Raw genomic sequence first — 17,599 nt, 5'->3', positions numbered from 1 at the left:
CGACCGACATTCAGGGAGGAAACGCTATGTCGATCATCCAACTTACCCGCCGCGCGGCGACTGCCGTCGCTGTTGCCACCACGGCGCTGGCCTTCCTGGCCGGCGCGTCCGAGGCGCGCGAGCTGCGCATGGGCGTCATCACCCCGCCCAGCCATGTCTGGACGCAGGTGGCCAACCGTATCGCCGAAAAACTGCCCGAAGCCACGGGTGGCAGCCTGACCGTTGCCGTGTTCCCGGCAGGCCAGCTGGGCGCCGAACAGGAAATGTTCCAGCAGATGTCGGGCGGACTTCTGGACAGCGGGCTGATGACCGCCGCCATCAGCAGCCTGCGTGCGCCGTCGCTGCAGGGCTGGTTCACGCCCTATCTGTTCGCCGACGTGACCGCCGCCGCCGCCGCCGCCGACACCCCGGCCGCGCAGGAAATGCTGGACCAGCTAAGCGCCGCCAATCTGGTCGGTCTGGGCTATACCTTCGCCGGGCAGCGCCACATCCTGATGAAGAACGCCCCCGCCGCCGGCCCCGCCGATCTGACCCGGAAAAAGGTCCGCATCGTGCCCTTCCCGGCGATGAAGACCTGGTGGGACGCGATCGGCGCGGTGCCCACGCCAGTGAACCTGACCGAGGTCTATCAGGGCCTGCAAAGCGGGCTGCTGGACGGGATCGACATCGACCTCGACGCCATGGTCGGGCTGAAATTCGACGAGGTCGCCAAGGGTCTGACCATCACCAACCACATGCCTTTCCCGGCGGTGATGGTGGTCAGCAAGCCCACCTGGGACGCGCTGACCGAGGAAGAGCGCAGCGCCTATACCGAGGTCGTGAACGAGGCGCTGGCCTGGGGCACCGCCCAGCAGGTCGAGGCCGAAAAGGCCAATCTTGCTGCACTGGAAGGCAAGGTCGAGATCCTGACGCTGGAAAACGGCGCCGAGGTCTTTGCCGATGCCAACAAAGCCGTCCGCGACAGCCTTGCCGGCGACGAGATCATTCAGCGCTTCATCACCGAGGTCGAGGCCGAATGACCGGGCTCAGCACGCTTTCGGATCTGCTGGCCCGTCTTGAACGATGGGCCAGCCGGTTTCTGGTGGTGGGCTTCGTGGCGCTGATCGTGACCAATGTCGGCATGCGCTATGTGCTGGGACGTCCCATCGTCTTTGCCGAGGAGGTTGCCGCGATCATGCTGGTCTGGCTGGCCTTCGTGTCGATCTCGATCTCGATCCATGACCGCCGCCAGATCGGCGTGACGCTGCTGACCGAACGTCTGGCCCCGCAGCTTCGCCACATCGTCGATCTGGTGGTGCTGGCGCTGGTCGCGGCGATCCTTGCCACGCTGCTCTGGGCCTCGGTGAAATGGGTGCTATCGCCCGCCGTCGCGTTCGAGCAGATCATCACGCTGGGCTGGGCGAAATCGCCCTTCTACTGGATCGTCCCCATCTTTTCGGCCTGCGCCTTGATCCATGTGCTGGCCGATCTGTCCGAGGGCATTGCCGGGCGCCAGAACATCGAACTGGCCACCGAAAAGGAGAGCGTGGAATGACCGGCCTGTCCTTTCTGACCCTGATGCTGATGGCGATGCCGATTGCCTTCGTGCTGCTGGCCGCCACCATGGTCTTTGTCCTTGGCACCGGGAATCTGCAGATCCTGAACTCGATCCCGCAGATCCTGTTCGGCTCGGTCGAGAATTTCGACCTGCTGGCGATCCCGCTTTTCGTGCTGCTGGGCGAGATCATGAACGAAAGCGGGCTTACCCGGCGGCTGATCGTCACCGCCCGCGTCTGGCTGGCCCGGCTGCCGCATAACCTGGTCGTGGTGAACCTAGTCTCGAATCTGGGCCTTGCGGCGATCATGGGGTCGGCCACCGCGCAGATGGCGGTGATGACCCGCGTCGTCGTCCCCGAGATGGAAAAGGACGGCTATGATCGCGGCTATGCCGCCGCCATCACCGCCAGCGCCGGCCTGCTGGGGCCGATCATCCCGCCCTCGATGGTGTTCATCATCTATGGGGTGATCGCGCAGGTCTCGATCGCCGACATGTTCATGGCCGGGATCATTCCGGGCGTGGTGCTGTTCGTGCTGATGCTGGCCATCGCGCTGTGGCAGGCGCCCCGCAACCGCGAGCCGGGCCACCCCGGTGCGCCCTTGCCCGAGGGTTCGCGGCTGAAGGCGACGCTGCCGGGTCTGGCCACCATGAGCATCCCGCTGATCATCATCGGCGGCATCAGCGGCGGCGTCTTCACGCCGACCGAAAGCGCCGCCGTGGCCCTCATCGCGGCGCTGTTCTTCGGCGCGGTGGTGTTCCGCGAACTGCCGCTGAACCGGCTGCCGCTGATCCTTGACCGCACGGTCACGAATACCGCCATCGTGCTGTTCCTGATCATGGCCGCCAAGGTTTTTGGCTGGGTCCTGACCTTCAACCAGATCCCGCAGGCGGTCGCGGCCTTCATCGTCTCGCTGACCGGCGATCCGCTGATCTTCATGCTGCTGATCATGCTGACCCTGATGGTGGTGGGAATGTTCCTTGACGGGATCGCGGCACTGATCATCCTGACGCCGATCCTGCTGCCGGTGGCGATCTCGAATTACGGGATCGACCCGATCCAGTTCGGGGTGATGATGTCGCTGACCCTGGTGCTGGGCCTGCTGACCCCGCCGGTCGGCACCGGGCTGTATATCGCCGCGGCGCTCAGCGATATCTCCATCACCCGGCTGTCGCGGCTGGTGACGCCCTATATCCTGGCGGCGGTGCTGGTGATCCTGATGGTGATCTTGGTGCCCTGGGTGGTGCGGCCGTTCTGACGGCGGACACCCGTGCAAAATGACTGCGGGCGGCCAGTGGCCGCCCGCTTTGCCTTGAGTGACTGGCCGGGCAGTCCGGCCTTATTCAGCCGGTGCGCTCTGGCAGGCGGAAAGCTTCATTTCCAGCTTTGCCGAATCGTCCGCGGCCATGAATTCGACAAAGGCCTCGTCGCCCTTGGTCGACAGCCGGTAGCCGTTCTGCTCGTCGATCGAGGCATAGGTCGCGCCCGAGGCGGTCTTCATGCTGTTCATGGCGACCAGTTGCCCGTCATACAGCATGACCGCCGTCGAGGAATCGCCCGCGTTGATGAAGGCGACCGGCAGTTTCACTTCGCCCGCGCAAGTATAGGTCACCAGGTTGATCGCGGTGCCTTCGTAGTCATAGTTGATATCGGCATCCTGCGCCTGCGCATAGACGGGAAGCAGCGCCAGCGGCGCGGTCAGTAGCAGTTTCATATGTGATCCCTTGGTGTCATCTGGTTGTGGGTCTGGCTCGCTGGCCGGCACGGCGGCCAGCGAGTTGCATCCGACCGGGTCAGTCGGACGCGTCGTTCAGGGCGCGGTTGACGACGAGGATCGCGATGATCCCGCCCGCAATCGCCACGCCAAGGCCGATGCCGGCGCCGGTTGCGATGGTTTCCCCCGCCGTCATCGGCTCACGAGGCTGATTGGCCGGTGCTGGGCGGCACCGCCCAGCACCGCGGCGAGGGTGAGCGCCGCCACAATCTTCTTCCTTCCTTACGGAATTCAGCTTTCGAACGTTCAATACACCGCGACGTTGGCGCAGCCCTGCAGCGGCTTGCCGTCGGTCAGGTTCACCGTCACCTTATGGGTGCCCGTGCGGCCTTCGGCCGAGCAATTGCCGGGCGTCAGGGTGACGATGGTCTGCAGCATCGCGATGCCCTGGCGCATTTCGCCGTTCAGCGAGACCAGGCCAGCCGGCGCACCTTGCGGGGTGCCATGATAGTTCAGGGTGCCCATCCAGGGACCGCTGCTGTCCGGTATCGTCATCTGGGCGCTGTGCTGCTTGCCGTCGATCGACTTGACGTCAAGGGTCCAGTCCTTGCCCCAGGCTTTCATGTCGGGAACCGGGCTGAGTCCCGTGCCTCTGGTCTGGCCGGTGGTCTGACCATCGGGCCGGTTGTTCGGCGAAATCGCTTCTTCATCAATGACGCAACCGCTGACCAGAATGGCAAAACTACCCAGCACGAGATAACGACCAATCATGTTTCTTTCCTTTTGATTACTATCGGGCGCATAGCACTGTAGGTTCACGGCAACCACCCGCCGACGGGACTCTTGGCCCGATTGTGAACGGATAGTGATGATTTCAACCTTGGAGAATCTTCCTGACAGCTCAGGATGGACGCGGTTTATTTCAATCATTTGCCGAAAAGAGGCGGCACGGCCATGGAAACGGTCACCGAAGCGCTGGCCGACCGCTTGGAGTGGCGGCATCGTGCCCACCACCTCGATCGGCAATCAGGCCAGCTTCGCTATCCTCGGCAAGAAGGTCATCATCGAGATCAACACCGACCAGCCCGAGGCACGCGGCGGCCATACCCCACATCTGCTGGAGGAAGCCTTCAGCTGGCACGAAAGCCTGCGCCAGAACAGACATATGCAGCCGGGGCGCTTCACGCCCATGCGATGCCGCGCCGCAGAGCCGCCATTGCCACGGGGCGTCGCCTTGTCCTCGCGCGGTCGGAAACCCGCGCGCCATTGGGCGGTCGTCAAGCGGTGCTTCAGATGTCAGGCGTTCTGCGACAGTTCCGCCTCGTAGGCGTCTTGTAGCCGTGCGAAGGCGTCCGTCGTGGCCGCTTGCTTCATCAAATGCGTTGCGCGCAGTTCATCCATCAAGATCGCCCAAAGGGCTGGTCCACCTTCTTCAAGCAACTTGGCCCGGATCGCGAGAGGGCGGCTGACGGCCGTGTGACGCCTGCCCCATGCCGCCATTGCAGCCAGTAACGGCACCAGTTGGATCGTCTTTTCGGTCAGGCTGTAGATCGCTTTCTGCTTGTGGGAAGGATCGTCCTCACGTGTCAGGAAGCCCCCCGCCATGAGCCGTTTGAGCCGGTCGGCAAGGATATTGGATGCGATGCCTTCTTCTGATCGCGTCAGCAGCTCACGGTAGTGGCGACGATTGCCGAAGATGATGTCGCGGATGACGATGAGGCTCCACCTGTCGCCAAGTGCTTCCAGGGTGAGGTTAATCGGGCATCCAGAGCGCGGCAGATCATTCATGTCGTCAAATTGGCATAACCGCTTGCAAATTGCAATTTGATTTGATACTGATTGCATAATGCAATCAGATATTTCACTCGATGCGATGGCTCATGGAGGAATGAAAATGAACGCAGCCCCGCTTTTTGTTCAGATATCGGTGTCGCTCGACGACCGTATCGAGGACGCGAAAAAGGCGATCGACTGGATGACCGAGGATCGGTCGGTGGATCGCCTTCATACCGAAACCCTGGAATCGATCGCCGGCATGATCTTCGGACGCAAGGCGCATGAAACCATCGCCAGCTTCTGGATGGACGCTGCTGCCGGACGGATGGAGATGGACGCGGACCTGAAGCGCCAAAGCGAGTTGATGGCCGCCTTGCCCAAATATGTGCTGTCACATGGTCCCTATCAAACCGACTGGAACAACAGCCGGGTCATCCGTCTCGATGATGTGGCACGCATCAGGGCTGAAGCGGAAAAGCCAATCGCGGCCTTCGCTGGTGCTGGCGCGATCCAGAGCCTTCTTGCGCAGGGTTTGGTCGATGATGTGCGGCTGATCCGCTATCCGGTTGTCCTTGGCAGCGGCACGCCCCTATTCGCAAACGATGGGGTTCGCCGTGGTTTTGTGTCAATCGACGCGACGGACTTCAAATCGGGCGCGAGGCTGGAACGCTATCGGCCAATGACTTGACCACCCTGGCCGGGATCCCTGTGGATAGCCGCGCCACCACGATCACGGCGGCTATCCTCGAAGTGAATGTCACGGACCTCCACATGCGGGCCAGTCGGGTATAATGGGGCGGCGTAACCTTCGTTGTGTCAGGACATGCAGATTATGATTTTCAAGCGGGCACTTCCTTTGCTGGCAGCCTTGGCCATCACCACCCCCGCGGCCGCCGAGGCCGCTTCCTGCCTGCGCATCGTGAACGTGTCGGCGGGGGATGCGCTGAACCTGCGGCAGGGGCCCTCGACCCGTTCGGCGATTCTGGCGCGGATCGTGCCCCATGATACGGGGCAGCTGGTGCTCGACGCGCCATGCACGCCGATGTCGGTGCCTTGGGCCGAGCGTTGGTGCCCGGTGACCTATACGCCGTCCTATCAGGTGAACCTGGCCTCGCCGAGGGGCTATGTGAAGGCGCGCTTCATCCGCGACGCCCCCTGCGCGACCACCCAGAATGAGGTCCGTCCGGTCACGCCGACCACCCCGGTTCCGGTGCTGAGCCCGGTGCCGAATGTAAGCGCTTGGGGCCAGGACTGGACGCTTTCGGTCGGCGCGGTCAACCGGCGCGAGCATATTGCCAGGATGACCATTCCCGGCAGCCGTGGCGAATGGCTGGGCACCCTGAATTACAACGGCGTTCCGGCGGATGCGCCGTCCAACATCTTCATGCTGTCGGGAGAGGTCCGCAACGGTATCGCGATGATCCCGCTTTCCGTCCATATCACGCCCCGGTCCTGCACCGCGAATGGGCGTCGCGGATCTTATGAGGTCACCATTTACCCGACGAACGGGGACAAGTTGACCGGATGCGCGGACCCGGCCAGCAGATAGGGCGTGCCGCCCCTGTCGTCGGGCGGAATACCGGTTATCGGGGTCTGGGCGACGCGTATGCCAACCGTGCCCCGGCTTGGACATGGCCGGGGCCGGGTGCCTATCGCCACGGGTTCGCAGCGGACCGCAGAAGCTCCTCAAACGCCGCTGGGGCCGGGGTGATATTGCCGATGGTTTCGTATCGCTGATAAGTGGTGATTGATGGCGTCGGTGTCGCGGCACAATGCAAGGCAGGCTGGCGGCCGCGCGTAACGCAGGCTCCAGCCGTTGAAGGCAATGATCGCGTCGCTGCGCCTTTCGCCACCATGCGCCCGCGTGACCACAGTGATGGACCCGCGACCCGATAGGGCGGCGCATCGCAGCGTTTCGCGAGACTGCAGCCGCGTCGCCGCATGGATGTCGATGTTGAACAGATCGCACCAGAGGGGCGGCAGGGATCGGTGTTCCGCCGCGGCATCCACAACGGCGTCGCGAAATGCGCCAGACCGGCCAGCCAATCCTTGGCAAGATCAATGGTCAGCCGGAAAGCGGCTGTTGCAACCATTGCAAATCCCGATCCCTGAGGTTGCGGGCGCACGACGCGAGTGTTGCCGCCGTCACGCCGCCGGACCTGCGTCGGGGCGAGCCTGACAAGCTGATCGACGAGTTGAGGCAGGAGCCGGCCATCGCTCTGGCCGAGAGCCTGATGCTGACCATTCCCAGCCAGCTGGGGCGGGAAGACAATCCGACTTCTTTGCCAAGCATTCGGCGCCGGCACTGGGCTGGAAACCGAGCCGGGCAAGGCGGGTCAGTGGCGGATCAGTTCGACCGCAAGGATCAGAAGCAGAACGGCGAAGCCCTTTTTCAGCAATTCTCCGGGCAGCCGGCTGGCCAGCCTTGCACCGAATGGCCCGCCCAGCAGACTGCCAAAGCCGATGCCGATCAGCGCCGGCAGATGGATCGAGCCCAGCATCGGCGCCTCGATCCCCGGCAGGGGACGCAGCGCATGGAAAATCGTGCCGAATATCGTGACCGGAAGCCCGACGGTGGCCGAGGTCGCAACCGCACGCACCATCGGCCAGCCGCGACCGTTCAGAAACGGCACCATGAACACGCCGCCGCCCGCGCCAATCAGGGCGCCCGCGAAGCCGATCGCGCCACCCGCCGTGCGTAGGGCATTCGCGGATACCGGCTGCGGGTCGCGCCGGGCCTTGCCGATCAGCATCCGCAGTCCGACAAAGGCCAGAAAGGCGGCAAAGACAACGCGGAGCGCCATGGCCGGCAAAAGCGTGACCACAGCCGATCCCAAGGCAACGCCCAGCAGGCTGAACGGCACCATTTTTCTGACCACCGGCCAGTCGATATTGCCCAGCCGGTTATGGGTCAGCACTGACCCGATCGAACCGATGGTAACGATCCCCATGGATGTCGCCAGGGCGACCACGGGGGCCAAAGGACCCGGCACGCCAAGATGCGGCAGCGCGATGATCAGCACCGGCACGGCAACCAGGGCCATGCCGACCCCGATCATGCCCAGAAGAAGCCCGCCGACGATACCGGCGGCAAAAAGGGCCAGAAAGGTAGTCATGTTCGTCTCCCTCGGATAATGCGAGGCTGCTTCGTCCGTCCCGGTCGCCGCATGGCAAGAGGGTCTGATATGGCTTGTGCGCTTTTCATGGATGGTTACAATTTTCCGTGACGCAAGCGAGTCGATTTTCGGATCAACAGCAAGCAGACAGGTTTGGTCATCTGAACGTCGATCCCGCGCCCTGTGGTGGGAGAGTGTTATGGTCAATCGGCGTGAACTCCTGAAATCGGCGGGGGCCGTGTCTGCGGCGCTTTTCGGCGTCGGATCGCCCGTCTGGGCGCAGGTCGCGGGCGGGCAGGCGCGACCCGAGACATTCGATTACGTGGTCGCGGGCGCCGGGCATAACAGCCTGCTGTGCGCCGCTTACCTGGCCAAGGCGGGCAACAGCGTGCTGGTGCTGGAAGGGCGCGGCATGATCGGCGGCGGCGCCAAGACGGCCGAGGTGCTGCTGCCCGGATTTTTCGAGGATCTCTGCTCCAGCTCGCATCACGTCTTTGCCCGCAACCCCGCCTATCGCGACAATGAGATCGAGATACGGGATTTCGGCTATGAGCTGTTCGATCCCGAGATCGTCGTGCATTTCCCCTTTGCCGACGGTGCGTCGATGACCGTTCATCGTGGCGACCCGGACCAGACCGCCGCGACCATCGAGCGGGTGTCGAAAAAGGACGCCCAGACCTTTCGCGAGCTTTGGGCCGCGCAGGAAAAGGTCGCGGACGAGGATCCGGCCAGCGCCGATCCCTCGCGCGAGGCGCTGTTCTTTCAGCGGCTTGAGCTGTTGTCGGGTTTTGACGCCGCGCGCCAGCTTTGGGAAAGCCCGCAGATGCAGGCGGCCAATATCTCGGGCGGGCGCTGGGGCGGGGTGCCGGCCAGCGATCCGGGCAGCGGTGCGCAGGCCTGGTCGATGCTGACCCATATGGCCGGCCGGCCGATGCCGGTTGGCGGCTCTGGCATGCTCAGCACCTCGCTTGGTCGCTTCATTCAGGCCCATGGCGGCACCGTTCTGGTCAATATGCCGGTGGTGCGACTGATGATCGAGGATCACCGTTGCGTGGGGGTGGAATGTCTTGACGGCAGCCGCTTCCGGGCCCGCAAGGGGGTCGTGTCGACCATTCATGTCAAGCATCTGATGGACATGGCCCCCCGCGAGCTTTGGGGCCAGCCCTTCACCGACAGCGTCGATATCTGGCAACCCGAACAGGCGATGTTCGCCTTTCATTATGCGCTGAAAGGTGCGCCGGAATATCCGCTGGCGGCGGGCGGATCGGTGACCGGGGCCGAGGCCTCGATCATGGAGCGGCCCGAAAGCATCTTTCAGCTGAACGAGGACCAGGCGAAGGGAGAGCTGACGCTGGACGATTATCCGCTGCAGATCGTCCATGCGACCGGCTATGACCGCACCCGCGCACCCGACGGCTATTCCCTGCTGAAGATCGAGGGCGGGATACCCTATCAGCTGAAGGAAGGGCCCGAACACTGGGACGCGATCAAGGAGGACGTGGCCGACCGGGTGCTGGACCGCTATCTGCGCTATACCCCGAACCTGACCCGCGATAATGTGCTGGCGCGCGTCATCATGAGCCCCTTGGACATCGAGCGCATGAACCCCGCGATGTGGCGGGGCAGCGTGCATCATTTGGACAAGCGCTGGGGCGTGTTCGCGCCCTACCGGATGCCGATTCCGGGGCTTTACCAGACCGGCGCCTGCACCGCGCCGGGCGGCTCGGTCACCGGACAGCCCGGGCGCAATGCCGCCATCGCCATTCTGGAGGATGACGGCAAGACGCTGGCCGAAGTGCTGGGGAAGGGGTGAGCCATGATGGGTGATCGTCAATCGCCGAGGACGTGGCGTCGGCTGACAGGCTGGGTGGCGATGGCTGCTGCCGGGCTTTGGGTCGCGGTCGTTGACGGCACCGATGTGGTCGCGACAGCGAATGCGCAGGCCGCGACCGGGAACACCCCCAGCATTGATGAACCGGTGGACCCGGCCTGGTTGAACAGGCTGTTCGAACAGGTTGCGGCCAATCCGGTGCCACCCGCCGCGCCGGTCCAGCCGCTGCCCTTCAATCACGAATGGCATGTGACCGAGGTCGGGCTTGATTGCACGAATTGTCACACCAACCCCGATCCCGGTCGGCTGATGACCTTTCCGGACACCGAAACCTGTATGCAATGCCACGCCGATATTGCCACCGACAAGGAGCCGATCCAGCGCCTGACCGCCTATCACGATGCGCATGAGGCGGTGCCCTGGGTCCGGGTCTATCAGCTTTTGCCGGGCGTCAACTGGAGCCATCGGACCCATGTCGATGCGGGCGTGGGCTGTCTGAACTGCCACGGCGCGGTGCCTGAACTTCAGCAGATGCGGCAGCTGACGACCGTCACCAGCATGGCCAGCTGCCAAAGCTGCCATCAGGCGCAACAGGCCCCCAATACCTGCGTCACCTGTCACAGCTGGCCGGATGATCGGCTGATACGGGCGGGGCGCTAAGCCCTGTCTCAGCGGTCGCATCAGGCGGGTTGGCGGCACCCCCGACGGGGACGCCGCCAGCAGCTTGTTCATTGCTGGCCCTGGGTCAGAACGTCATGGACGATCTCACCGTCGATCAGGGTCAGGTCGGCGCGGATCGTGTCAATCCGGTCGGCGGGCATGGTCAGATAGGGCTGGTCCAGCACCGCTAGGTCGGCTTGCTTTCCGGGGCTGAGGGTGCCGCGCCGTTCCTCGGCGAAATTCATCCAGGCGGCATTGCTGGTGTAAAGCCGCAGCGCCTCTTCCCGGGTCAGCAGCTGGTCATCGGATTTCTGGACCACGCCACCAAGCGAGGTGCCGGTGACGTGATATTCGATGGCCTGCCAGACGCCATAAACGCCGATCCGGGTCGAGTCGGTTCCCCCGACCACCATCAGCCCCTTGTCCAGAGCCGCGCGCAGGGGCGGCGATTTCGCCGCCACCTCGGGCCCGTTGGCTGCCAGAATCCCGGGGGCTTCGAAATAGGGGCCCATCTGCACCGAATAGGCCAGCCCCAGGTCGGCCATGCGCTGCAGCGTCCGTTCCGACCCGGTATTCAGATGCGCCAGCGACCAGCGAAGATCCCTGATCGAATGGCGGGTGTTCACGTCCTCGAACACGTCCAGGATCGCGGCGGCTGCATCATCGGTATAGGCGTGGAATTCCAGCGGGATGCCGCGTTCGGCCGCGAAATCGCCGATCATGCGCAGGCGTTCATGCGCCGGCGGCGGCGAGGTAAAGCCCGGCCCCATCTGCACCCCGTCATACATTTCGCCGACCAGGGCTTCGCCCAGCCCGACAAAGCCGATCCGGCCGGCCTCGTAATGGGGTTGGCGAAAGGCCATGAACCTGGCGATCCATTCCGGCTCGTGGCCCGGGTCCAGGCCGGGAATGCGATAGCTGACGCGCAGGTTCAGCTCGCCCGCCCGGTCAAGATCGAACGGCATCTGATAATTCTCGGGGCCGCCCGCCGTCGCATCGACAAACCCCGTCACGCCATAACTGTTAAGCGTCGCGAAAAAGGTCCTGAGACTTTCCTTGCGGCGCTCTGGATCCTGCGGCAGAAGCTGCGGCAACAGCATGTTATAGGGGAACACACCCCCCAGCAGGCGACCGGTGGCCCGACCCTCGGCGTCGCGTTCGACGGTGATGCTGGGCGGCACGGCGGGGTCGGGGCTGTTCAGCCGCAGAACGTCGATCCCGCGCGCATTGACCCACGCGTCATCGTAAAGAAGCTGCACATAGGCCGGGTGATCGGGAACGGCGGCGGTCAGTTCCTCGGGCGTCGGGCCGCGCTTTTCATCGAACTGTTCGGGAATCCAGGACCCGGCCACGACGACCCATTCATCCGGGTTCCGGTCCTTGGCGGCTGCGGTCAGCTTTTCCAGCGCCGAGGCCAGGCTGGTTTCGTCCAGCCAGAAGGTCTCGGAGGTAAAGGACTGGCCGCCACGGATCAGGTGGCTATGACCATCGGTCAGCCCGGGAATGACCGTGCGCCCGCCCATGTCGATCTGGCGGGTATCCTGTGACGCCAGCGCGCGGATGGTCGCGTCATCGCCGATCTGCTGTATCACTCCATCCGAAATCGCGATTGCGCTGGCCTGCGGCTGGGCGTCATCCAGCGTGATCAACTGGCCATTATACAGGACCAGTTCGGGACCGGCGGCCAGTACGCTTGCTGGGACAAGCGCGAAAAGCGCGGCGAATACCTTGGCGGCCATCTTTGCCATCTGTCGTTCTCCTGGTGGCATGGGGCGCGGCGCCGGACGCCGCCCCGGTTGCGTCAACGGTGCTGAGAAGCCAGTTGCTCGTCATCGCGCTGGACGACACGCGCCTGCGTGATGTCCTCGGCCATCTTGGAATGGGTTCCAGAGGCGCCGATGACGACAAAGACCTTGTATCCTTCGCTGATCGCGGAAATGGCCGGAAAGGCCATGCAGGCGCTGGTGATGGTTCCCGCGATGATCAGCGTCTTGCGGACGGTTTCCTTAACCGCGGCCACGGTCTGGAACATGCCACTTTGGTGGCCGATCAGCAGCATCACACCGTCGTCGTCATCAATCACCGGACGCGCGGCTTTGAAATTCGCGGAGTTGCTCATGAAGCTCTTCCTTCGGTTGAACTGATGCTCTTGCGTGGAGCGTCGGGCCATTGCGACGCTGCAAACTTAAAAAATGTCAGTGTGTCGGACACAAGAAGGCACAGCGATGATACCTGGGCTTGCAATCCGCATTTCGCGCGGCAGGTCGGCACTGACCGGAACTCGGGCGCTGGAACCCTATCGCGTCGCTTTCACCCAACCAGCGCAGCGTGAGTTGGTTCCGCCGCCGATGCCGCCGGATCGTGCGAGATTGACTGCGCCGGGCGCGAATGTTGTTATACAATGATGGGTGTTCTGAATTGTCGAATGCCGCATTCTATTGGTCACTGCCGCGCAGAGCCCGCGATGCGGGAACCACGACCCCGGTCACCGTGTTGAACGCATGCCCCTTGCATTCGGCCCGGCGGCACCGTGCCATGCTCCCAAGCAGAAGGATGAGATCATGAAAGACGCCGATACCGCGCTGATCTTGCCGTTCATGGGGCCGTTCTATGACCGCTTTGCCAAGCCGCTGGCGTTTGTCGGGTTGCGATTGGTGGTCGGCTGGCTTCTGGTGGTCGAGGGCTGGCCGAAGATACAGGACCCGTTCGGTATGGCCGGATTTACCGAAGCGCTTGGCCTTTATCCGGGGCGGTTCTGGTCGGCGGTTCTTGCCGTTCTGCAATTCGGCGGCGGTCTTCTGATCCTTGTCGGTTTCCTGACCCGGCCGGCGGCGCTGGCCAATGGCGTCATGCTGGCGGTGACCTACTGGTTCCACCTCACGCATCCCTATGGCGATCTGGCCCTGACGCAAGAGGGCATTTCCGCCGCGCAGGTTGCGGGCCAGACCTTGTTCACGGCCGATGGCATCCGCAACCTTGCCGCCGATGGCGGCGCGGTCTTTCTGCATCAGGTCCAGTTCAAGGCCGAGGGGCTTTCGGCGATCTGGACCGTGGCGACGCTGTTTCTGGCCGCCTTCGGTGCCGGACCGCTGTCGGTGGATCGGACGCTTCTGAAACGCGAGTTTTGAACTTTTTCGTATCCGGCGCAGGGATGTGCCGGCCCGGTGCTGCGCATGTCGCGGGATCTCAACCAGTGAAGAGGAGTAACGGAATGACAAGCGAACCACGTCGCGATCCGGTCAAGGATCGGCTTCTGACCCCGGAAAATTCGGCGCTGATCGTCATCGACTATCAGCCTGTTCAGGTGAATTCGATTGCCTCCATGGATCGGCAATTGCTGGTCAACAATATCGTCGGAACGGCGAAGGCGGCGATTGTATACGGGCTTCCGATCGTGCACTCGACCGTCAATGTGAAGACCGGGTTGAACAAGCCGCCGATCCCGCAGCTTCGCAAGGTGCTGGCCGATTATCCGACCTATGACCGCACCACCATCAACTCGTGGGAGGATGCCGAGTTTCGCAAGGCCGTCACGGATACCGGCCGCAAGAAGTTGATCATGACCGCGCTTTGGACCGAGGCCTGCCTGACCTTCCCCGCGCTCGATGCCCTGGCTGAGGGGTATGAGGTCTATGTCGTGACCGATGCCGTTGGGGGCACCTCGCGCGAGGCGCATGAGGCCGCGCTGCGCCGGGTCGAACAGGCTGGCGGCAAGATGATCAGCGTGCCGCAGCTGTTCTGCGAATTGCAGCGCGACTGGGACCGCAAGGACACGGTGCCGGCCTTTATGAACCTGTTCATCGAGACTGGCGGCACGGCGGGCATCCAGTTCGCCAACGACCGGCAGGAGTAACCTTTCAGCAGGGCCGCCCCGTTGTCGGGGGCGGCCTTTCGGCATTTCTTCACGACCAGCCAGATCGGCGGTCAAGCCATACTGCCGCGCGCCGATCAGCGCCCCGGCCTGTCGACCGACAGGCCCCGCGCCCCTGCCAGGTTGTATCTCCTGATCCAGCCGCGCGGCAGACGATGTCCTCTCGGCGGGTCCGCCGCTTTGGATTGTGCCATGCCTGTGCCTCCATCTCGCGCCGCTCGGATCGGGCGGCACGAGATAGAGGCATACCGAAAGATTTGGCAAGCAGGCGGGCCACGGTTGGCACGGCGGGGCGTCGGCATTGATCCCTGCAGCTTGCGGGCGTGGTTGTTGGGATTCGCCTTATTCAACCGGGCGACCATGGCGATCCGGTTCAGCAGCTTTCCCACATCAGCGGACGTGATCTCCGACCTCATGGGCAGGTCGCACCGTTACGCGAAGGCGGATCTTGGTCGTGAAGCCACCTCTCGAACGGCCAAAACCCACGTGCCTAGCTACTGATGTTGGACCGCCGGAGTTGGAGTTTCCGCGCTTGGTCACGGCAGCGTCGTGCGGACGATGTAAAGCTACCTGGCCAGCAAGACTTTGGCGCGGACAAACCGGACGATGTTCCGGGCGAGAGCACTTTCTTGGGACATGGATATCTCTTTTTTCATGCGCGATGTGCGTGCCCGGTAGCTTTTGGGGGAAATGGGCCGTGGATGCGGCCTATGCGTTGTCGTCTGCTTCGTAATTATGGACAAAGTCGCCGGGCATTTCCGGCCCCCACAGATAGATCGAATCCTCGGGCGGATAGTCCCCGGCCTCCCAATCGTGATCGACGGGGATATAGTCGATATCGGCCGAATATTCCGAATAGCTGCCCCAGGGATCGCGGACATAGTGGAAATAATTCGAGCCCAGCACGTGCCGCCCCATGCCCCAGCCACGGGTGTAACCCTTATCGGCCATCTGCATGGCGCCCTTGCCGATTTCGTTGATGCCGCCCATGTCCCAACTGCAATGATGCAGCCCCGGTGCCGATGACTTGGCGAAAGCGACCAGATGATGGTCGCTGCCATGGATGCCATGCATGAAACAGATGCCATCGCCCGAACGGTCCGACAGCCGCAGGCCAAGCGTGCGGCTATAGAACGTGATCGCCTTCGGCACGTCGGGCGTGAACAGCAGCACATGGGCCAGCCGCCGGGGACGCACGATCCCGGCCTTCGACCGCTGCGGCGCGGCCGCCACCCCGCCCGGCGTCGAGCCAAGTGAGAAAGGCGTTTTTTCATTGGGCGAGGTCTTTTCGGCGATCTTCACCTCGATCAGCACACCAAAGGGATCAAGGAACCAGAACCCGTTCGAGACCACGCCGCGCGGGGCATCCAGCAGGCGCACGCCCTGCGCCTCGATCCGGCGACGCATCGGGTCGAAATCCTCTTCGAAGACGGCGAAGGACAGATGGTTCAGCTTCTTGCTGCCCGCCTCGGCAATCGACATCCAGCGGTGGTCAGAGCCAAAGGTGTAAAGCCCCAGCCCGTCGCCTTCCTCGCGCACGTCCAGACCGAAAGTGCGATAGAAATCATCGGCTACGGTCAGGTTGGGCACCGTCATGGTGAAGGTGTCCATCGAATGAATGCCCAATTCGCCCGGCCGCTTGGTGGGCGCAATTTTTCCGGTGATCGCAGTCATGTCGTCCTCCTGTCAGGCGGCGGCCAGGCGACGCGCCTTCAGCACGGCGCCCATCTCGGCCAAAATGTTCAGCGTTTCTGCGGCGGCCTCGGTCTGGGTCTGGTTGCCGTGGAATCGCCCCTCGTCATCGCGTTGCTGGGCGTAAAGCGGGCAGACGACGCCCTGCACCAGCGGGATCATCTTTAGTGCCACGGCGACGCGGCGCAGATCCTCGACCGCGCGGGCGGCGCCCGAGACGCCGCCATAGGCCACGGCGCACATCGGCTTGCCTGCCCATTCCGGGCCAAGGTAATCCAGCGCGTTCTTCAGCGCGCCGGGAATGGCATAATTGTATTCGGTGGTCACAAAGACATAGGCATCGCCGCGCGTGATGATTTCACTGAAGCGTTTGGTGTGATCGTGGGTATAGCGTTGCAGACGCGGGTGGTTCGGCTCGTCCATGATCGGCAGGTTCAGTTCTGCGAGATCGACGCGTTCAACAGTGAAGCGCGTGTCCTTGCGGGCGATGTCCTCGAACCATTCGGCCACGGACAGTCCACCGCGCCCCTGGCGAACGCTGCCGATGATGATCTGAAGGTTCAGCATCTTGCCCTCCTAGCGGATATTGGCGGTCAGCCCGCCATCGACGACCAACCTGGTGCCGGTGATGTAACCGGCGCGATCCGAGGCGAGGAACGCCACCGCATCGCCGATTTCCTCGACCTTGCCCCAACGGCGGACGGGGATGCCCTTGCTGCCGCAGAAATCGGCCAGCCAGTCGGCCTTGTCCTGATCGCCCGCCATGCCGCCGGCCCAGCCTTCGCGCCATTCGGTGCCGATGATGCCGGGGACGACCGTGTTGACGGTGATGCCCCGGCCCGCCAGATCGGCGGCCAGATAGCCGGTCGCATGGATCACGGCGGCGTTGTTCATGCCGTAGTTCAGCGCCGGCATCCAGGTCATCATCCCCGACGCGCCTGTGATGTTGACGATACGGCCCGAGCCGTCGCTGGCGATCATGCCTTCGAATTCGCGGATCACGCGCAGGATGCCGGTCACCTTGATCTCGATATCGGCCTGCCAGTCCTCGTCGCTCCAGGTGATGGTGCGGTCCTGACGGCGGATGGCCGTGCCGACGCTGGTGGCAAGGATGTTGATTTCAGGCACGGCGGCGCGGACGGTCGCCGCCGCCGCGCGAACCGAGTCCGGGTCGCTGACATCCGCGATGACCGGTGTGGCGGTTACGCCGAACTCATCGGCTATGGCGCTGGCGGTCGCGCGAAGCTCGTCGCCGTTACGGGCCAACAGGAACAGATTGCACCCTTCGGCGGCGAGGGCGCGGGCGATGCCCTTGCCGATACCCTTGCTGGCCCCTGCAATCACGGCGATGCGGTCGCGTAGTCCAAGATCCATGTTGCAGGCCCTCCCTTGCCTTGCGTCCAG

At 63.5% G+C, this 17,599-nt stretch carries 20 protein-coding genes; 11 read left to right on the top strand and 9 right to left on the bottom strand.

The window, feature by feature from the left end; all coding sequences use genetic code 11:
* The first annotated feature begins 26 nt into the window (after window positions 1-26).
* The 3 genes from H4P12_RS12335 to H4P12_RS12325 are packed head-to-tail and all read left to right on the top strand — an operon-like array spanning window position 27 to window position 2,793.
* On the top strand, window positions 27-1,019 hold the full coding sequence (locus H4P12_RS12335) for a TRAP transporter substrate-binding protein (protein ID WP_187793951.1): 993 nt from the start codon (window positions 27-29) through the stop codon (window positions 1,017-1,019).
* The gene (locus H4P12_RS12330; protein ID WP_187793950.1) at window positions 1,016-1,534 is read left to right on the top strand and encodes a TRAP transporter small permease; all 519 of its coding nucleotides are present in this window, start codon (window positions 1,016-1,018) and stop codon (window positions 1,532-1,534) included. The genes H4P12_RS12335 and H4P12_RS12330 overlap by 4 nt, the downstream gene beginning before the upstream one ends.
* Window positions 1,531-2,793, top strand: a complete 1,263-nt coding sequence (locus H4P12_RS12325) for a TRAP transporter large permease (protein WP_187793949.1) — start codon at window positions 1,531-1,533, stop codon at window positions 2,791-2,793. The genes H4P12_RS12330 and H4P12_RS12325 overlap by 4 nt, the downstream gene beginning before the upstream one ends.
* A gap of 81 nt (window positions 2,794-2,874) precedes the next feature.
* On the opposite strand, the gene H4P12_RS12320 is transcribed toward H4P12_RS12325, so the two are convergent.
* Together H4P12_RS12320 and H4P12_RS12315 are read right to left on the bottom strand one after the other, a co-directional pair.
* Window positions 2,875-3,249 (bottom strand): MliC family protein, encoded by a 375-nt coding sequence (locus tag H4P12_RS12320; RefSeq protein ID WP_187793948.1) that lies wholly within the window; start codon window positions 3,247-3,249, stop codon window positions 2,875-2,877.
* 306 nt (window positions 3,250-3,555) lie between these two features.
* Window positions 3,556-4,275 (bottom strand): hypothetical protein, encoded by a 720-nt coding sequence (locus H4P12_RS12315; protein WP_187794015.1) that lies wholly within the window; start codon window positions 4,273-4,275, stop codon window positions 3,556-3,558.
* Between H4P12_RS12315 and H4P12_RS12310 the strand changes: the two genes are divergently transcribed.
* The gene (locus tag H4P12_RS12310) at window positions 4,253-4,576 is read left to right on the top strand and encodes a hypothetical protein (protein WP_187794014.1); all 324 of its coding nucleotides are present in this window, start codon (window positions 4,253-4,255) and stop codon (window positions 4,574-4,576) included. The genes H4P12_RS12315 and H4P12_RS12310 overlap by 23 nt on opposite strands.
* On the opposite strand, the gene H4P12_RS12305 is transcribed toward H4P12_RS12310, so the two are convergent.
* On the bottom strand, window positions 4,546-5,037 hold the full coding sequence (locus H4P12_RS12305) for a winged helix-turn-helix transcriptional regulator (RefSeq protein ID WP_187793947.1): 492 nt from the start codon (window positions 5,035-5,037) through the stop codon (window positions 4,546-4,548). The genes H4P12_RS12310 and H4P12_RS12305 overlap by 31 nt on opposite strands.
* A 106-nt stretch (window positions 5,038-5,143) precedes the next feature.
* On the opposite strand from H4P12_RS12305, the gene H4P12_RS12300 reads away from it, so the two are divergent.
* From H4P12_RS12300 to H4P12_RS12290, 3 genes are all read left to right on the top strand, one after another.
* Entirely contained in the window at window positions 5,144-5,713 is a 570-nt protein-coding gene (locus H4P12_RS12300) for a dihydrofolate reductase family protein (RefSeq protein WP_187793946.1), read from the top strand.
* Window positions 5,714-5,848: 135 nt separating this feature from the next.
* Entirely contained in the window at window positions 5,849-6,574 is a 726-nt protein-coding gene (locus H4P12_RS12295; RefSeq protein ID WP_187793945.1) for an SH3 domain-containing protein, read from the top strand.
* A 392-nt stretch (window positions 6,575-6,966) separates the two neighbouring features.
* On the top strand, window positions 6,967-7,137 hold the full coding sequence (locus H4P12_RS12290; RefSeq protein WP_187793944.1) for a hypothetical protein: 171 nt from the start codon (window positions 6,967-6,969) through the stop codon (window positions 7,135-7,137).
* Window positions 7,138-7,361: 224 nt separating this feature from the next.
* Here H4P12_RS12290 and H4P12_RS12285 read toward each other — a convergent pair whose 3' ends face one another.
* Window positions 7,362-8,141 (bottom strand): sulfite exporter TauE/SafE family protein, encoded by a 780-nt coding sequence (locus tag H4P12_RS12285; RefSeq protein ID WP_187793943.1) that lies wholly within the window; start codon window positions 8,139-8,141, stop codon window positions 7,362-7,364.
* Window positions 8,142-8,340: 199 nt separating this feature from the next.
* Here H4P12_RS12285 and H4P12_RS12280 point away from each other — a divergent pair, with 199 nt between their 5' ends.
* Together H4P12_RS12280 and H4P12_RS12275 are read left to right on the top strand one after the other, a co-directional pair.
* The gene (locus H4P12_RS12280) at window positions 8,341-9,954 is read left to right on the top strand and encodes a phytoene desaturase family protein (protein WP_187793942.1); all 1,614 of its coding nucleotides are present in this window, start codon (window positions 8,341-8,343) and stop codon (window positions 9,952-9,954) included.
* Window positions 9,955-9,957: 3 nt separating this feature from the next.
* Window positions 9,958-10,632, top strand: coding sequence for a cytochrome c3 family protein (locus H4P12_RS12275; RefSeq protein WP_187793941.1), 675 nt, complete (start codon window positions 9,958-9,960; stop codon window positions 10,630-10,632).
* Between the two features lie 68 nt (window positions 10,633-10,700).
* On the opposite strand, the gene H4P12_RS12270 is transcribed toward H4P12_RS12275, so the two are convergent.
* On the bottom strand, window positions 10,701-12,380 hold the full coding sequence (locus H4P12_RS12270) for an amidohydrolase (protein WP_187793940.1): 1,680 nt from the start codon (window positions 12,378-12,380) through the stop codon (window positions 10,701-10,703).
* 53 nt (window positions 12,381-12,433) lie between these two features.
* Window positions 12,434-12,751: an isochorismatase family protein gene (locus H4P12_RS12265; RefSeq protein WP_187793939.1), complete on the bottom strand. Its 318-nt coding sequence runs from the start codon at window positions 12,749-12,751 to the stop codon at window positions 12,434-12,436.
* A 442-nt stretch (window positions 12,752-13,193) separates the two neighbouring features.
* Here H4P12_RS12265 and H4P12_RS12260 point away from each other — a divergent pair, with 442 nt between their 5' ends.
* Together H4P12_RS12260 and H4P12_RS12255 are read left to right on the top strand one after the other, a co-directional pair.
* Window positions 13,194-13,760 carry a DoxX family protein gene (locus tag H4P12_RS12260; RefSeq protein ID WP_187793938.1) on the top strand — a complete coding sequence of 189 codons (567 nt, stop codon included), beginning with the start codon at window positions 13,194-13,196 and terminating at the stop codon, window positions 13,758-13,760.
* An 83-nt stretch (window positions 13,761-13,843) separates the two neighbouring features.
* Window positions 13,844-14,485 (top strand): hydrolase, encoded by a 642-nt coding sequence (locus H4P12_RS12255; RefSeq protein ID WP_187793937.1) that lies wholly within the window; start codon window positions 13,844-13,846, stop codon window positions 14,483-14,485.
* Between the two features lie 726 nt (window positions 14,486-15,211).
* Here the strand turns inward: H4P12_RS12255 and H4P12_RS12250 are convergent.
* Genes H4P12_RS12250 through H4P12_RS12240 form a run of 3 tightly spaced genes read right to left on the bottom strand, consistent with a single transcriptional unit; the run spans window position 15,212 to window position 17,569 of the window.
* Window positions 15,212-16,177 (bottom strand): VOC family protein, encoded by a 966-nt coding sequence (locus H4P12_RS12250; protein ID WP_187793936.1) that lies wholly within the window; start codon window positions 16,175-16,177, stop codon window positions 15,212-15,214.
* A gap of 12 nt (window positions 16,178-16,189) precedes the next feature.
* Window positions 16,190-16,762, bottom strand: coding sequence for an NADPH-dependent FMN reductase (locus H4P12_RS12245; RefSeq protein WP_187793935.1), 573 nt, complete (start codon window positions 16,760-16,762; stop codon window positions 16,190-16,192).
* Between the two features lie 9 nt (window positions 16,763-16,771).
* Window positions 16,772-17,569, bottom strand: coding sequence for an SDR family NAD(P)-dependent oxidoreductase (locus H4P12_RS12240; protein WP_187793934.1), 798 nt, complete (start codon window positions 17,567-17,569; stop codon window positions 16,772-16,774).
* Window positions 17,570-17,599 lie beyond the last annotated feature (30 nt).

This window comes from Paracoccus amoyensis (assembly GCF_014490725.1).
In the GTDB taxonomy this organism is placed as follows: Bacteria; Pseudomonadota; Alphaproteobacteria; order Rhodobacterales; family Rhodobacteraceae; genus Paracoccus; species Paracoccus amoyensis.
This window is presented reverse-complemented; position numbering and strand designations above follow the sequence as displayed.

Excerpts from the sequence above, each read along its gene's own strand:
- H4P12_RS12335 (WP_187793951.1), top strand. The coding sequence starts at position 27 with ATGTCGATCATCCAACTTACCCGCCGCGCGGCGACTGCCGTCGCTGTT.
- H4P12_RS12330 (WP_187793950.1), top strand. The coding sequence starts at position 1,016 with ATGACCGGGCTCAGCACGCTTTCGGATCTGCTGGCCCGTCTTGAACGA.
- H4P12_RS12325 (WP_187793949.1), top strand. The coding sequence starts at position 1,531 with ATGACCGGCCTGTCCTTTCTGACCCTGATGCTGATGGCGATGCCGATT.
- H4P12_RS12320 (WP_187793948.1), bottom strand. The coding sequence starts at position 3,249 with ATGAAACTGCTACTGACCGCGCCGCTGGCGCTGCTTCCCGTCTATGCG.
- H4P12_RS12305 (WP_187793947.1), bottom strand. The coding sequence starts at position 5,037 with ATGAATGATCTGCCGCGCTCTGGATGCCCGATTAACCTCACCCTGGAA.
- H4P12_RS12300 (WP_187793946.1), top strand. The coding sequence starts at position 5,144 with ATGAACGCAGCCCCGCTTTTTGTTCAGATATCGGTGTCGCTCGACGAC.
- H4P12_RS12295 (WP_187793945.1), top strand. The coding sequence starts at position 5,849 with ATGCAGATTATGATTTTCAAGCGGGCACTTCCTTTGCTGGCAGCCTTG.
- H4P12_RS12290 (WP_187793944.1), top strand. The coding sequence starts at position 6,967 with ATGGATGTCGATGTTGAACAGATCGCACCAGAGGGGCGGCAGGGATCG.
- H4P12_RS12285 (WP_187793943.1), bottom strand. The coding sequence starts at position 8,141 with ATGACTACCTTTCTGGCCCTTTTTGCCGCCGGTATCGTCGGCGGGCTT.
- H4P12_RS12280 (WP_187793942.1), top strand. The coding sequence starts at position 8,341 with ATGGTCAATCGGCGTGAACTCCTGAAATCGGCGGGGGCCGTGTCTGCG.
- H4P12_RS12275 (WP_187793941.1), top strand. The coding sequence starts at position 9,958 with ATGATGGGTGATCGTCAATCGCCGAGGACGTGGCGTCGGCTGACAGGC.
- H4P12_RS12270 (WP_187793940.1), bottom strand. The coding sequence starts at position 12,380 with ATGGCAAAGATGGCCGCCAAGGTATTCGCCGCGCTTTTCGCGCTTGTC.
- H4P12_RS12265 (WP_187793939.1), bottom strand. The coding sequence starts at position 12,751 with ATGAGCAACTCCGCGAATTTCAAAGCCGCGCGTCCGGTGATTGATGAC.
- H4P12_RS12260 (WP_187793938.1), top strand. The coding sequence starts at position 13,194 with ATGAAAGACGCCGATACCGCGCTGATCTTGCCGTTCATGGGGCCGTTC.
- H4P12_RS12255 (WP_187793937.1), top strand. The coding sequence starts at position 13,844 with ATGACAAGCGAACCACGTCGCGATCCGGTCAAGGATCGGCTTCTGACC.
- H4P12_RS12250 (WP_187793936.1), bottom strand. The coding sequence starts at position 16,177 with ATGACTGCGATCACCGGAAAAATTGCGCCCACCAAGCGGCCGGGCGAA.
- H4P12_RS12245 (WP_187793935.1), bottom strand. The coding sequence starts at position 16,762 with ATGCTGAACCTTCAGATCATCATCGGCAGCGTTCGCCAGGGGCGCGGT.
- H4P12_RS12240 (WP_187793934.1), bottom strand. The coding sequence starts at position 17,569 with ATGGATCTTGGACTACGCGACCGCATCGCCGTGATTGCAGGGGCCAGC.